At 69.8% G+C, this 13,441-nt stretch carries 12 protein-coding genes and 1 pseudogene; 7 read left to right on the top strand and 6 right to left on the bottom strand.

Annotated elements, in window-relative coordinates; translation table 11 throughout:
- The first annotated feature begins 19 nt into the window (after positions 1–19).
- A complete protein-coding gene (gene mug, locus ACIOHC_RS20225) occupies positions 20–583 on the top strand; it encodes a G/U mismatch-specific DNA glycosylase (protein ID WP_389636911.1) in 564 nt (187 codons plus the stop codon).
- 155 nt (positions 584–738) lie between these two features.
- Here the strand turns inward: mug and ACIOHC_RS20220 are convergent, their stop codons facing one another.
- The 3 genes from ACIOHC_RS20220 to ACIOHC_RS20210 all read right to left on the bottom strand — a co-directional run bounded on the left by ACIOHC_RS20220 (position 739) and on the right by ACIOHC_RS20210 (position 2,975).
- Positions 739–1,182 (bottom strand): hypothetical protein, encoded by a 444-nt coding sequence (locus tag ACIOHC_RS20220; protein WP_351077631.1) that lies wholly within the window; start codon positions 1,180–1,182, stop codon positions 739–741.
- A gap of 114 nt (positions 1,183–1,296) precedes the next feature.
- A complete protein-coding gene (locus tag ACIOHC_RS20215) occupies positions 1,297–2,034 on the bottom strand; it encodes an ABC transporter permease (protein WP_351077628.1) in 738 nt (245 codons plus the stop codon).
- A 2-nt stretch (positions 2,035–2,036) separates the two neighbouring features.
- Complete coding sequence (locus ACIOHC_RS20210; protein WP_401843365.1) at positions 2,037–2,975, bottom strand: ABC transporter ATP-binding protein; 939 nt, start codon at positions 2,973–2,975, stop codon at positions 2,037–2,039.
- Between the two features lie 108 nt (positions 2,976–3,083).
- On the opposite strand from ACIOHC_RS20210, the gene ACIOHC_RS20205 reads away from it, so the two are divergent.
- From ACIOHC_RS20205 to ACIOHC_RS20195, 3 genes are all read left to right on the top strand, one after another.
- Entirely contained in the window at positions 3,084–4,265 is a 1,182-nt protein-coding gene (locus ACIOHC_RS20205) for a histidine kinase (RefSeq protein ID WP_351077622.1), read from the top strand.
- A 151-nt stretch (positions 4,266–4,416) separates the two neighbouring features.
- Positions 4,417–5,067, top strand: coding sequence for a response regulator transcription factor (locus ACIOHC_RS20200; RefSeq protein WP_351077620.1), 651 nt, complete (start codon positions 4,417–4,419; stop codon positions 5,065–5,067).
- A 100-nt stretch (positions 5,068–5,167) separates the two neighbouring features.
- Positions 5,168–6,325, top strand: coding sequence for an ROK family transcriptional regulator (locus ACIOHC_RS20195; protein WP_351077617.1), 1,158 nt, complete (start codon positions 5,168–5,170; stop codon positions 6,323–6,325).
- 46 nt (positions 6,326–6,371) lie between these two features.
- Here the strand turns inward: ACIOHC_RS20195 and ACIOHC_RS20190 are convergent, their stop codons facing one another.
- Together ACIOHC_RS20190 and ACIOHC_RS20185 are read right to left on the bottom strand one after the other, a co-directional pair.
- Entirely contained in the window at positions 6,372–7,139 is a 768-nt protein-coding gene (locus ACIOHC_RS20190; protein WP_351077615.1) for a GntR family transcriptional regulator, read from the bottom strand.
- A gap of 308 nt (positions 7,140–7,447) precedes the next feature.
- Positions 7,448–8,332 (bottom strand): RNA polymerase sigma-70 factor, encoded by an 885-nt coding sequence (locus ACIOHC_RS20185; RefSeq protein ID WP_401843362.1) that lies wholly within the window; start codon positions 8,330–8,332, stop codon positions 7,448–7,450.
- 152 nt (positions 8,333–8,484) lie between these two features.
- Between ACIOHC_RS20185 and ACIOHC_RS20180 the strand changes: the two genes are divergently transcribed.
- Positions 8,485–9,315 carry an alpha/beta fold hydrolase gene (locus ACIOHC_RS20180; RefSeq protein WP_351077610.1) on the top strand — a complete coding sequence of 277 codons (831 nt, stop codon included), beginning with the start codon at positions 8,485–8,487 and terminating at the stop codon, positions 9,313–9,315.
- Between the two features lie 57 nt (positions 9,316–9,372).
- Here ACIOHC_RS20180 and ACIOHC_RS20175 read toward each other — a convergent pair.
- A pseudogene (locus tag ACIOHC_RS20175) lies at positions 9,373–10,221 on the bottom strand (DMT family transporter); the annotation flags it as partial.
- Between the two features lie 47 nt (positions 10,222–10,268).
- Here ACIOHC_RS20175 and ACIOHC_RS20170 point away from each other — a divergent pair.
- Both ACIOHC_RS20170 and ACIOHC_RS20165 read left to right on the top strand, forming a co-directional pair.
- Positions 10,269–11,738 (top strand): PLP-dependent aminotransferase family protein, encoded by a 1,470-nt coding sequence (locus ACIOHC_RS20170; protein WP_365692166.1) that lies wholly within the window; start codon positions 10,269–10,271, stop codon positions 11,736–11,738.
- Between the two features lie 116 nt (positions 11,739–11,854).
- Positions 11,855–13,435 carry an alkaline phosphatase D family protein gene (locus ACIOHC_RS20165; protein ID WP_365692164.1) on the top strand — a complete coding sequence of 527 codons (1,581 nt, stop codon included), beginning with the start codon at positions 11,855–11,857 and terminating at the stop codon, positions 13,433–13,435.
- Positions 13,436–13,441 lie beyond the last annotated feature (6 nt).

The raw sequence follows: 13,441 nt of genomic DNA, 5'->3' as shown, positions 1-13,441 counted from the left end.
CGCCCTGCGCCACAGCCGGATGACCTCCGAAGAGCTCCGGACCGCCCGCGACCGCACCGTTCCCGATGTGGTCGCGGGCGGCCTGCGTGTGCTGTTCTGCGGGATCAACCCGAGCCTGATGACCGGGGCGACGGGCCACCACTTCGCCCACCCCGGCAACCGCTTCTGGCCCGTACTCCACCGGTCCGGCTTCACCCCACGTCAGTTGAAGCCGGCGGAGCAGACCGAACTGACTCGATACGGCCTGGGCATCACCAATGTGGTCGCCCGCGCCACCGCACGAGCGGACGAACTGTCCACCGACGAGTTCCGCGAGGGCGGACAGATCCTCGCGGCCAAGGTCGAGGAGTTGCGGCCGCAGTGGCTGGTGGTCGTGGGGGTCACCGCGTACCGCACGGCCTTCGGCAGGCCAACCGCCCGCATCGGTTTGCAGGACCACACGATCGCCGCCACCCGTGTCTGGGCCCTCCCCAACCCCAGCGGTCTGAATGCTCACTGGACCGTCCAGACGATGGCGGAGGAATACGGACGGCTCCGCGCCTCCGTCGAACACGACGGCACCGACATCACCGCGGAGACCTGACGCCCCCGGCGCCTGCACAGCGGCTTGCCCCCGTGCCTTTGCGGGCGGGTGTCCGGCCCGGACGAAGGACCGACGTTCCGGACAGGACACGGCAGGCGATCGCGGGGCTGTCGGCGCTCGTCGGCGCTCCGTATCGGATCAGCGGCCGGCTCATGTCACGGCGGATCGATCTCCGTCACCACGACGCTCAACTCGCAGCCGGGGCCCTCCTCCTCCAGACAGAGCCCCATGGCGACCCATCGGTCCTCGATCCGCCAGAGCTCAAGGTGCTCGCAGCCCGCCACCGTCTCGGCCCATGCCTCCGGGATCTCCTCGCCGGCCATCATCCGCACCTGCGCACTCCACAGACTGATCGTCTGTGGCTCACCCCAGCGGCTGGTGAGCAACGTCAGCAGCACATCGTGCTCCGCGAGGCACTGGGCCCGGTGTTCCAACCGCCCCACCTCGTCCTCGTCGTCGTCCCAGTGATCGGCGTCCGCGTGCAGGGATGCTGTGTGATAGCCGGGCCCGCTGACTCCCGAGCCTGACCGGATGCGCTCCGCGGGGAAGTTCCGGGTGCGCATCCCGTCGATGAGGCGGAGGTGATGTGCGGTGCTCATGCCGCCAGTAAACCGCCCGGCACTGACAATCCGCTCCGCTCACGCGCTTTGAGTGGTTTTCAGCCACCTCGCTCCGTAGTCGAGGACGAGGTCATTGCACCGGGCGGTTTGACGCTAGGCGTCCCTGCGCCGGATCGCCCACCAGCCCGCCAGCAGGGCGGCCGCCGCCCACGCCGCGGTCACCGCGAGTCCGCTCCACGGTCCGAGGCTGCCCATGGCGTTCTGGTGGAGGACCAACTGTCCCGCCCTGTCCGGCAGATACTGCGCCACACCGCCCGAGACGTCTCCCACCACGAAGGAGACGATGAGCACGAACGGAATGAGCAGGCTGAGCACTGCCACCGCGCTGCGCATCAGTACCGCCAGTCCGGCCGCGAACAGGGCCATCAGGGTCAGATAGATCCCCCCTCCGAACGCCGCCCTCAGGGCACCCGGCTCCCCCAGGCCGATCGCGTACTCTCCCATGAACATCTGCCCCACCAGGAAGGCACCGAAGCTGGTGACAAGGCCGACCACGAGCGCCGATGTACCTACGAGCGCCATCTTGGCCGCGTAGAAGACATTGCGGCGCGGCACGGCGGCGAGCGATAGACGCAGGGCGCCATTGAGGTACTCGGACGAGATCGCGGTTGCTCCGAAGCTGATGGCCGCGATCTGTCCGAAGTTCAGTGCGGAGAACGCGTTGAAAATCAGATCGGCATCCGCCTTCTCCGCCTCGGTCCGACCGGCGATGGACAACGCGAGTACGGTCATGGCGAGTGTTGCCAGAAGGACCGCTATCAAGGATCCGGTCACCGATCGCACCGATCTGATCTTGATCCATTCGGATCGCAGCACTGCTGTGGTCGACATGGTCACGACTCCTGACGGTTGTGGGACGGGTTCACCACGGACACGAAATCCATGGCGTCGGCGGTGAGGTCGAGGTATGCCTGCTCCAACGTGGTCCGTTCGTCGCTGAGTTCAAGGATGGCGATCCCTTCGACAGCGGCTGTCGCACCGATCTCCCCGGCCTTCGCGCCTTCGACGGTCCAACACCCGTCCTCACCCTGCACAGGCTCATATCCTTTGCGGACCAGGACATCGCGCAGCCGAATGGATTCGGTCGTACGCACGCGCACCCGGGGCCTGCTGCGCGCGTCCAGGAACTCCTGCATCGGCAGATCGGCCAGGAGCCTGCCCCTGCCGAGAACCACCAGGTGGTCGGCGAACGACGACGTCTCGTTCATCAGATGGCTGGACACCAGGACCGTGCGGCCCTCGCGGGCCAGCCGCTTCAGCAGCTCGCGGATCCAGATGATGCCTTCCGGATCCAGGCCGTTGGACGGTTCGTCGAGCATCACGACCTCGGGGTCCCCGAGGAGGGCGGCCGCTATGCCCAGCCGCTGTCGCATGCCGAGGGAGAACGTCTTGATGCGCGCTCCCGCAACCTGGCCGAGGCCCGCCTCCTCCAGAACTTCCTCGACTCTGCGCACACCCATCCCGTTGCTGACCGCGAGAGCCAGCAAGTGGTTCCGCGCGGTACGCGAGCCGTGGGCAGCCTGTGCGTCGAGCAGGGCGCCGACGCGACGCAGCGGCTCGTCCAGCGTCGCGTAGGGCTTTCCATCGATCGTGGCCGTGCCACCGGTGGGCCGGTCCAGGCCGAGGACGAGTCGCATGGTGGTCGACTTGCCGGCGCCGTTGGGGCCGAGGAAGCCGGTGACCCGACCGGGGCGCACACTGAACGTGAGGCTGTCCACGGCGCGGGTCGTGCCGTAATCCTTCGTGAGTTCATGGACGTCGATGCTGGTCATGTCCTCAGCCTCGCGGCCTCGCCGGGTGCCCGGCATCCCTCGGTGGTGTGGATCCCCTCCCCCGCACGGGGGAGCCGCCGGTCCCGCGCGGGCTGACACGATGGCAGCATGTTCCGCTTCCTCCGCCCGTTGAGCTCCTCCGTCACCTACACCCGGTGGCTGCATCTCCTCGTTCCGGCAGCGGTCTACAGCGTGTGGCTCTTCATCTCCATGGACTCACCGTGGGTGCCCATGGTCTTCGCCGTGCCGGTGGGGTTGCTGCCCGGCATGCGACTGGCGGAAGGTGTTCAGGCCCAACTCCTGCTCACGCCCGAGGAACGGGGCAGGCCCGATGCCGCAATCTCCGCAACCGCCGCAACCACCTGGGCGGATCGATGGCGAACCGTGCTGTGGCTGGAGATACGACTGGTGCTCGCCGCGGTCGTGGGGTCGGCGACGGTGTGGCTGCCGGCAACCACGGTCGATCTCGTCCTCTCCGCCTCCGGGGCCGGAGCGAGCGGCCAATGGCTGGTCCGCGGAGTGCAGCCGCACTGGTGGTACGCGCTGCTCGCGCCCCTGCCCATAGTGGTGCTGTTGGCCATGGTCGCGGCGTGCGGCGAGCTGATCACCGCGACCGCTCGCCGGCTCCTCGGCCCCTCACCGGTGCAGCGGTTGACCGCTCTGGAGGAGCGCACCGAACAGCTGCTGGAGCGCAATCGCATCGCGCGCGAGCTGCACGACTCGATCGGGCACGCGTTGACTGTCGCAGTCGTGCAGGCGGGTGCGGCCCGGGCGGCTCACGACCCGGAGTTCACCGAGCGGGCTCTGACCGCGATCGAGGAGACCGGCAGGGACGCGCTCGACGATCTGGAGCGGGTTCTGCGGGTGCTGCGAGAGTCGGGAACCCCGGTGGGCCAGCGGCCGACGCTCACCGAAGCCGACCGGCTCCTGGACTCCGCGCGTGGTTCGGGGACGGAGATCGATGCGGACGTGTCCGGTCCGCTGGAGCAGGTTCCCGGAGCGATCTCCCGTGAGGGGTATCGCATCCTTCAGGAATCCCTCACCAACGTGCTGCGTCACTCCGGGGCCGTACCCGTTCGTGTACGGATCAGCGTCGCGCACGGACGGCTGGAGCTGGAGGTGACCAATCCGATCACTGCATCGACGAGTACGCCAGGGGGTGGCAGTGGGTTGCGGGGCATCCGTGAGCGCGCCGCGCTGCTGGGCGGAAAAGCCAAGTCGGGTCCGCACAAAGGCGAATGGAGGGTTCATGCGAGCCTTCCACTGAACGGGACGAGGGGTGTCCCGTAGTCCCTGACGGATCCGCGCGCGCCGTCGGACGCATGCGAAGGGATCGTCCTCGTACCGGTGTGTGTTCGGGCGGCCCGACATCGCGGCAGGAGCCGCAGCTGTCGTCGTCCGCCCGTCCGGGCGTGAGTGCCGGCCCTTATAGGCTGACCAGATGCCGGTTACCGTTCTTCTGGTCGACGACGAACCTCTCGTCCGCGCGGGGCTGCGCGCGGTGCTCGAAGCCCAGCCCGATATCGAGGTGGTGGGCGAGGCGGGCGACGGTGCCGCGGTGATTCCCTTGCTGCGCCGGCTACGCCCCGATGTGGTGGCCATGGACGTCAGGATGCCGCTGATGGACGGCATCGAGGCGACCCGGGTGGTGCTGCGGACCGTACCGGATCCACCGAAGATCCTGGTGGTCACCACCTTCGAGAACGATGAGTACGTCTACGAGGCACTCCGGGCCGGAGCGGACGGCTTTCTCCTCAAACGTGCCCGGCCCGCCGAGATCGTGCATGCGGTGCGACTGGTCGCGGAGGGCGAGTCGTTGTTGTTCCCGGCGGCTGTCCGGCAACTGGCCGCGGAGTACGGAACGAGCAAGGCACGGGCAGTCATGGAACGGGCTTCGCTCACCGAGCGGGAGGCTGCCGTGCTGCGGTTGATGGCCCGCGGACTGTCGAACGCGGAGATCGCCGCGAAGCTCGTGATCGGTGTCGAGACGGTGAAGACGCATGTCAGCGCCGTACTCGCCAAGTTGGGTGCGAGGGATCGCACGCAAGCGGTGATCGCCGCGTACGAGTCCGGCTTCGTCGCTCCGGGCTGATCACCGCCGCCTCCACATACCCGTTGCCGCCCACAGTCGCCCTGCACCCGGGCAGCGAGTACCATCCGCCTGACATGCGCACGAGCTGGGAGGACACACCGTGGGCCGGCTGACCGGTGGGGATCCGTCGCTGCTGCGACGGATCAATTCCGCGGTGGTACTGCATGCCCTCCGGGGCGCCGACTCCCCCACCCTGACGGACCTGACCCGGATCACCGGTCTGTCCCGGCCGACGGTCGAGGGGGTCATGGAGGGGCTCGTCGAGGCCGGACTGGTCGTGGAGTCGCTGCCCGACGAGGGTGGGACGCGACGCCAGGGGCGGCCGGCCCGTCGGTTCCGGTTCCGTGCCGAGGCCGGGCACCTGCTCGGCATCGAGATCGGTCCGCACCGGATCTCGGCGCTGCTGTCGGGGCTGGACGGCCGAATCATCGGGGCGGGCTCCCGCGAGGTTTCGGAGACGGCCTGCGCCGACGACCGTCTCGACAAGGTCAGGGCCGTGGTCGCCGAGGTTCTGCGGCGGACCGGCGTGGCCCGGAGCAGTCTGCGCGCGGTCGGGGCCGGCAGCCCGGGCATCGTGGAAGCCGACGGAACCGTACGGCTGGGCACGGCGCTGCCGGGCTGGACGGGTCTGGCGCTGGGTGAGCGGCTCAGGCGCTCCTTTCGCTGCCCCGTCCTCGTGGAGAACGACGCCAATGCCGCGGCGGTCGCGGAGCACTGGAAGGGGGCGGCCACCGAGTCCGACGACATCGTGTTCGTCCTGGCGGGACTGAGTCCGGGCGCCGGATCGCTGATCGGCGGGCGGCTGTACCGCGGTTTCGGCGGCGCGGCCGGTGAGATCGGCGCGCTGCATCTCCTCGGCCGCGAGGCGACGCCGGAGAAGCTTCTGTCGACGACGGACACGCCATTGGACCCGTTGGACGAGCCCGCGGTCGCCGCCGTGTTCGCGAAGGCCCGGCACGGCGATGTCCGGGCGCAGGCAGCGGTCGAGCGGTTCATCCAGCGTCTGGTGCACGATGTCGCGGCGCTGGTACTGGCGCTGGACCCGGAGCTGGTGGTGATCGGCGGTTGGGCCGCGGGGTTGGACGGTGTCCTGGACCCGCTCCGCCTTGAGCTGGCCCGGTACTGTCTTCGGCCGCCGCGGGTCACCCTCTCGCTGCTCGGCGAGGCGGCGGTGGCCACGGGCGCCCTGCGGCTGGCTCTCGACCATGTCGAGGAGCAGCTCTTCGCGGTGGAGGGAACGGTGACGGCCCGCCGCTGAGTGCGACGGGCCGTGTGTACATCACGGGCCGTGGAGCCGACAGGGTTCAGGAGGCCTGTCGCTCCTCGTCGTGATGGCTGATCTCCAGGTCGCCCGAATCGCCGAACGTGAGTCGGCACGTGTCGGCGCGGTAGGTGGCGACGGAGAGTGCCGCCGTACCACCGGCCGCGAGGTAGCGGGTGGTGACGACGAGAACGGGGGCGCCGGGAAGCCGGTCCAGCTCCTTCGCGTCGTCCACGCGCGCCGATCCGAGTTCCACCGAACGGTCCTGGCCGTCGAGTCCGAGACGGTGCAGTTCGCGCAGGACGCTGCGGGCGCGGGCAGGGCCGGAGGGGGCGTCGATCGCGGAGAGGTCGGGCACGGACGCCGACGGGACGTACAGGAGTTCCGCCGCGACGGCCTGTCCGTGAGTGACCCGGATCCGGCGGACGATGTGCACCGGCTCGTCGGGCTCCACGTCGAGTGCCGCCGCCACGGACGCCGGTGCGACCGCCGTCGTGCAGTCCACCGGCTGCCATGCCTCGCCGGCGCCGCCACCGGACCAGTCCCGTTGTGCCGTGGAGACCGCGACGCCGACGCGCGGCGGGGCGACGGTGGTCCCGACGCCGCGGCGACGCTGGAGCCTGCCTTCGAGTTCGAGCTGCTCCAGAGCCTGCCGGAGCGTGGCTCGGGCGACTCCGAACCGGGCGGCGAGCTCGCGCTCGTTGGGCAGGATCTCGCCCACCGCAAAGTCCGAGTCGAGTGCCTCACTGAGCACGGTCTTGAGGTGCCAGTACTTCGGCTCCTGCACCGTTTCCAGCTGCGTGGTCCCCACCCTGTCCTCCGCAATCGCCCAGCGGCTATTCCGCGACGTTATTTATTAAAGGTTCCTGTCTTAACGTTGAGACCATAGGACGGGACACCCCCTTGGTCAAGACCAATCCTCCATCGGTCACGCAGCGAAACGGACCTCTGCCGCACAGCGTTCACAGGACGTTCGTGGTTCCGTGAGCCGGCCGCAGCACAACGCGTCACGATCGGACGGGCAGCGGGACTCCGGGCAGGGCCGGCAAGGTGTTCCTGCCGGGCGAACCGGAGGAAGTCGCGTCGATTGCGAGCGCGACGGAGGGACGGGGATGGTGGCTACTCTGCGGCCAGGCCGATCAGTTTGTCGGGGTTGCGCACGATATATACGGATTGAATGAGCCCGTTCCTGATGTCCACCTGGAAGACGGAGTCGGGCTTTCCACCCGAGAGCATCAGAAGGCCCGGCCCGCCATTGAGCTCCAGGAACCGGAAGCCGGGGTCCGGGATCCGACCGTGGGCGACCGCGAACAGGAAGCGGCCGACCTTGTCGGCACTCTCGATGATCCGCAGCGGCGCCTTGGACTTTCCGCCGCTGTCCCCGACGAGCCGCACATCGGGCGCCAGCAGTGCCAGCAGCTCCTGGATGTCGCCCCCCGCCGCCGCGGCGAGGAACCGCTCCGTGAGGTCACGGCGCCGGGCCGGGTCGACGTCGTAACGCGGTTTGCGCTCATCGACGTGGCGCCGCGCACGTCCCGCGAGCTGGCGCACCGCAGCCTCGGACCGACCCAGCGCGGCGGCGATCTCGGCGTAGGGGAAGCCGAAGGCCTCGCGCAGGACGAAGACGGCCCGTTCCAACGGTGACAGCGATTCGAGAACGACCAGCACGGCGACCGAGACGGAGTCTGCGAGAACGGCCTGTTCCGCGGTATCGGGAACGGCCGGGCCGAAGTCGGTGACAAGGGGCTCCGGAAGCCACGGGCCGACGTACGACTCACGCCGCGACCGCACCTGCCGCAGTCGGTCGATGGCAAGCCGGGTGACGACCCGCACGAGAAAGGCGCGCGGTTCCCGTACGTCCTCGCGCGAGGCGGACGACCAGCGCAACCAGGCCTCCTGCACCACGTCCTCGGCGTCGGCGATCCCGCCCAGCATGCGATAGGCGACGCCGATGAGCACGGGACGGTGAAGCTCGAAGACGTCGGTCGCGGTGTCGGCTGTCACCCCTCCATCCCAGCCGACGCGTCACACCGTGTCCAGCGCGAATCCCGAACCCCATGAACTGCAAGCTACCGAACGGTAATTGTTATTGACGAGACGTCTAAGTCGCCCTCAGGCATGGCTCATTCATGCCGGACCACCCCGGGAGCACCAGCATGGCCACCACGGTCTCGTTCAGCGTCGACTCGTCGCGGGGGCCCCGCACCGTGTCCGTGGCGTACGAACGGAGCGGCTCCGGAGAGCCGTTGCTCCTGCTGCACGGGATCGGGCACCACCGTCAGGCCTGGGATCCTGTGCTGTCCGCCCTCACCGCGGAACGGGATGTGGTTGCCGTGGATCTACCGGGCTTCGGCGCTTCCCCGGGGCTGCCCGACGGTGTTCCGTACGATCTGGCGAGCGTGGTCCCCGTGCTCGGTGCGTTCTGCGAGTCCGCCGGCCTGGACCGGCCCCACGTCGCGGGCAATTCGCTCGGCGGGCTGCTGGCCCTGGAGCTGGGCAGGGAGAAGCTCGTGCGGTCGGTGACGGCCCTGTCGCCCGCCGGTTTCTGGACGGAGGGCGAACGCCGCTATGCATTCGGAACGCTGCGGGCCATGCGGCAGGGCGCACTGTCGATGCCGTTGCCTGTGATCGAACGGCTCGCACTCAGTGCGGCCGGACGTGCGGCCCTGACCAGCACCATCTACGCCCGGCCCGGTCGCCGTTCACCCGGTGCCGTTGTCGCGGAGACCATCGCCCTGCGCGAGGCGACCGGTTTCCACCAGACGCTTGCCGTCGGGCGGAGTGTCACGTTCACCGACGACGTGCCGGGGCTGCGCGTCACCGTCGCCCGGGGCAGCCGCGACCGGCTGCTGCTGCGTCGCCAGGGAAGCAGGGCCAAGCACGCCATTCCCGGTGCCCGGCTGGTGCGGCTGCCCGGTTGCGGACATGTTCCGATGAACGATGATCCGGCGCTGGTGGCGCGCGTCATTCTCGACACCGGCCACTGAGCCGGCACCCCGCGCCGCGCCGCGCAGCGGCAGGATGCCCGAGCCGAGCACCACACCCAGCCCGACCAGAAGGCTGCCGCCGGCCTGCGGGATCCCGTACGAACCGGTGCCGACGAGCGGTGCGGTGAGCGCGGCGGAGACCGGGATCAGGCCGGAGAAGAGTGTGGCCCGTTCGGCGCCGATGCGCTGCATGCCCATGTACCAGCAGACGAAGCCGGCAACGGTGACCACGGCTGCCTGCCAGAGCAGCGCCACGGCCTCGCCAGGTGTGGGCATCCGCAGAACGGCTCCGCCGTCTAGCAGCACACCGAGCAGCACGGACTCCACGGTGGCGACGCCGCAGACCGTGGCCGACAGCAGTTTCGGTCCCAGCGGGCGCAGCACGGGTACGGCGAGGACGGCGAAGCCGACCTCGCCCGCCAGCGCGCCGGCCGAACAGAGGATGCCCGCCGGATCCGTACGGCCCCACCCTTGAACGGCGAAGGCCCCGGTGGCAACGAGCGCGGCCGCATACAGGACCGCGCGCATCGGCCGGCGGCCGTCCAGCAGCGGTACGAGAACGGCGACGAGGATCGGGGCGCATCCGACGAACACCCCCGGAACGGCGGGTTCCGCGGATCGTTCCGCACCGAGTACGGCCAGGTTGAAACCGACCATGCCGACGGCTGCCAGCAGCGCGAGCCGTCCCCACTCGCGCAGGGTGAGGCTGCGCAGCGCGGCGGTCGGCCGGAGCTGCCCGTCGCGAGCCACCAGCGGCAGGAACAGCAGCGCGGCCAGGCCGTAGCGCAGTGCCTGCCCGCCCGCGTACGGGTAGTCGCCGAGCACGCTGTTGGCGGTGAAGGAGGCGCCCACGAGGATGCAGGCGACGGCCGCGAGGAGCGCCCCGCGCAGGGAAGTGGCGTTCATGGAGCCGACGGTAGGCAGCCGGACGGTCCGGTTTAAGGTCCACTTTCATGACATCTTCGGGGACCAGTTCGCCATCGGACGGCGTGGAGTCCGGCGAGCCCGTGTCCGCTGCCTGGGAGTTGCTGCTTCCGGCTGCCGCGGCCCCGGCCCGTCGACGCGGCCGCGCACTCCAGTCGGCTCTGCGCGAGGCCGTACGCTCCGGCCGTCTTGTTCCGGGTACGCGGCTGCCGTCCAGCCGTGCCCTCGCCGCCGATCTGCGGGTGTCGCGGGGGCTGGTCACCGAGGCGTACGAGCAGCTCACGGCGGAGGGGTATCTGCGCAGCGGACGGGGTGCGGGCACGTGGGTGAGCGGGGCGGTCCGGGCCGCCACACCGGGGGCGCGCGATCTGGCTCCTCGTGCCCCGGGCGCTCGTGCGGATTTCCGGCCCGGCACGCCGGATCTTTCGCTGTTTCCGCGCAGCGCCTGGGCCGCCACGTACCGCTCGGTGCTCGGCCGGCTTCCGCACAGCGCACTCGGCTACCCCGATCCGCGTGGGCTGCCCGAACTGCGAGAGGCCCTGGCCGCACTGCTTGTCAGGCGCCGGGGAGTGGTGGCCGATCCGGAGCGTCTGGTGGTGTGCTCCGGCGTGGCGCAGGCGACGACTCTGCTCGGATTTGTGCTGCACGGGCGGGGGATACGTACCGTCGGCGTCGAGGATCCCGGGAGCCCCGAGCACGCCGCGCTGTTCGCCGCCGCCGGAATCGCCACCACCGGACTACCGCTCGACGACGAAGGGCTGGCTGCCGAGTCCCTCGTACGTTCGGGCGTGCGCGCCGTCATGACCACTCCGGCGCACCAGTTCCCTACCGGAATCGTCTACTCCGCAGCCTGTCGCAGCAGGCTTCTGGACTGGGCACGCGCCACGGACGGGCTGGTGGTCGAGGACGACTACGACGGCGACTTCCGCTATGACCGCGCGCCCGTCGGTGCGTTGCAGGGTCTCGACCCGGAGCATGTCGCGTACACCGGTTCGGTGAGCAAATCGCTCGCCCCCGGACTGCGGCTGGGCTGGCTGCTCGCCCCGGCGAGGATGACCGACGAGATCGTCGCCCGCAAACGCACGATGGATCTCGGCAATCCGGCCGTCGACCAGGCAGTCCTGGCCGACTTCATCAGCCGGGGCGGCTACGACCGGCAGCTGCGCCACTGCCAGCGCACCTACCGTGGGCGGCGCGACACGCTGACCTCGGCGCTGGCTGAGCACTTCCCCGGCACCGAGGTGAGCGGGATCGCCGCCGGTCTGCACATCATCGCCCGACTGCCCGAACGGTACGGCCCCGAGCCGGTGTTCATGGCGCGCGCGGCCGCGGCGGGAGTGGCCCTGCGGCCACTGGGCGACTTCGGCACCGTACCCTCCACGGACCGGACGGTGGGCCTGGTTCTCGGCTACGCGCATCTGGCCCCTCAGGACATCACGCAGGGTGTGCAGTTGCTGGCAGCGGCTCAGCGATACGAGAAACGGACCGGACATCGGTGAGGGCCGGGGCCGGGTGTTCATCTGAGGTTGGTGTGCGCGCCGCCGACGGGCACAAGGGTGGGAGCGGTCGACCAGCCACCCGTTCGTCCGCTGTCCACTGCCCCGGAGGCGCCTCGATGTCGTACCGTCCGCGTATTCCGTCCCTCGACCGCCGCGGTGTGCTGCGCGGTTCACTCGTCGCGTCGGCGGCGCTCACGCTCCCCGCGGTGGGCGCCGCGGCCCCCGCCTTCGCGCTGTCCGGCAGGCCGCGCGCGGGATGGGGCGTGCAGGTGGGCGATGTCACCGCGTCGTCCGCGCTGGTCTGGGTCCGATCGGACCGTCCGGCCCGGATGGTCGTGGAGACATCGGCGACGGAGTCCTTCCGGCGGGCCCGCACATGGCACGGTCCGCTGGTCGGCTCCGGCACGGACTTCACCGGGACGACAGCGCTGTACGGGCTGCCACCGGGTGAGCAGGTGCACTACCGGGTGACGCTCTGCGACCCTGAAGACCCCCGCCGCACCGGCGAGCCGGTGTACGGAACGTTCCGGACCGCGCCCGCCCGGCGCCGGGACGGAGTGCGTTTCCTGTGGTCCGGCGACCTCGCCGGTCAGGGCTGGGGCATCAACCCGGACATCGGCGGCTATGTGGTGTACGACGAGATGCGACGCCTGGACCCGGACTTCTTTCTGTGCAGTGGTGACAACATCTACGCGGACGGGGTGATCGAGCCGAGCGTGCCCCTGCCCGACGGGCGTGTCTGGCGCAATGTCACCACGCAGGAGAAGTCGAAGGTCGCCGAGACCCTTGCCGAGTACCGCGGAAACTTCCGCTACAACCTGCTCGACCACAACCTCCGCGAGTTCAACGCGCAGGTGCCCTCGATCGTTCAGTGGGACGACCACGAGGTGCGCAACAACTGGTATCCCGGGCAGATCCTCGACGACCCCCGCTACACCGAGAAGGACGTCGACGTGCTGGCGGCCCGGTCGATGCGGGCATTCCGCGAGTACTTCCCGGTGTCCACGCTGCGTGCCTCGTCGGACGAGGGCCGGGTGCACCGCGTGGTGCGGCACGGACCGCTGCTCGACGTGTTCGTCCTCGACATGCGGTCCTTCCGGAACGCCAACTCCCCTGGCCGGCAGCCCGACGACACCACCGGCATCCTCGGTGCCCAGCAGCTCCGCTGGCTCAAGCACGAGCTGTCCCGGTCCCGCGCGGTGTGGAAGGTGATCGCGGCGGACATGCCGCTCGGACTGGTGGTCACCGACGGCGCCACGGACTTCGAAGCGGTTGCCCAGGGCGATCCCGGAGCGCCGCTCGGCCGTGAACTCCAGATCGCTGAACTGCTCCGCCACATCAAGCACCGGCGGATCACCGGCACGGTCTGGCTGACGGCCGATGTGCACTACACATCGGCGCAGCACTACGAGCCCGAGCGTGCGGCGTTCAAGGACTTCGCGCCGTTCTGGGAGTTCGTGTCCGGACCGCTTGCGGCCGGCCAGTTCCCCGCCAACGCACTCGATGCGACGTTCGGTCCCGACCAGGTCTTCGTGCGGGCACCCGACCGCGCGAACGTGTCGCCGATGGAGTCTCCGCAGTTCTTCGGCGAGGTCGACATCGACGGCGACAGCGGCGAGTTGACTGTCCGGCTGCGGGCCCAGGGCGGTTCCGTTCTGTTCAGCAAGGTGTTGCAGCCGGGACGCGTCGGGCAGTGAACCGAC

The organism is Streptomyces sp. NPDC088252 (assembly GCF_044740965.1).
GTDB lineage: Bacteria > Actinomycetota > Actinomycetes > Streptomycetales > Streptomycetaceae > Streptomyces.
The sequence above is the reverse complement of the archived record's forward strand: the minus strand, read 5'-3'. Positions and strand labels throughout refer to the sequence as shown.

Excerpts from the sequence above, each read along its gene's own strand:
- mug (WP_389636911.1), top strand. The coding sequence starts at position 20 with ATGACCTCCGAAGAGCTCCGGACCGCCCGCGACCGCACCGTTCCCGAT.
- ACIOHC_RS20220 (WP_351077631.1), bottom strand. The coding sequence starts at position 1,182 with ATGAGCACCGCACATCACCTCCGCCTCATCGACGGGATGCGCACCCGG.
- ACIOHC_RS20215 (WP_351077628.1), bottom strand. The coding sequence starts at position 2,034 with ATGTCGACCACAGCAGTGCTGCGATCCGAATGGATCAAGATCAGATCG.
- ACIOHC_RS20210 (WP_401843365.1), bottom strand. The coding sequence starts at position 2,975 with ATGACCAGCATCGACGTCCATGAACTCACGAAGGATTACGGCACGACC.
- ACIOHC_RS20205 (WP_351077622.1), top strand. The coding sequence starts at position 3,084 with ATGTTCCGCTTCCTCCGCCCGTTGAGCTCCTCCGTCACCTACACCCGG.
- ACIOHC_RS20200 (WP_351077620.1), top strand. The coding sequence starts at position 4,417 with ATGCCGGTTACCGTTCTTCTGGTCGACGACGAACCTCTCGTCCGCGCG.
- ACIOHC_RS20180 (WP_351077610.1), top strand. The coding sequence starts at position 8,485 with ATGGCCACCACGGTCTCGTTCAGCGTCGACTCGTCGCGGGGGCCCCGC.
- ACIOHC_RS20170 (WP_365692166.1), top strand. The coding sequence starts at position 10,269 with ATGACATCTTCGGGGACCAGTTCGCCATCGGACGGCGTGGAGTCCGGC.
- ACIOHC_RS20165 (WP_365692164.1), top strand. The coding sequence starts at position 11,855 with ATGTCGTACCGTCCGCGTATTCCGTCCCTCGACCGCCGCGGTGTGCTG.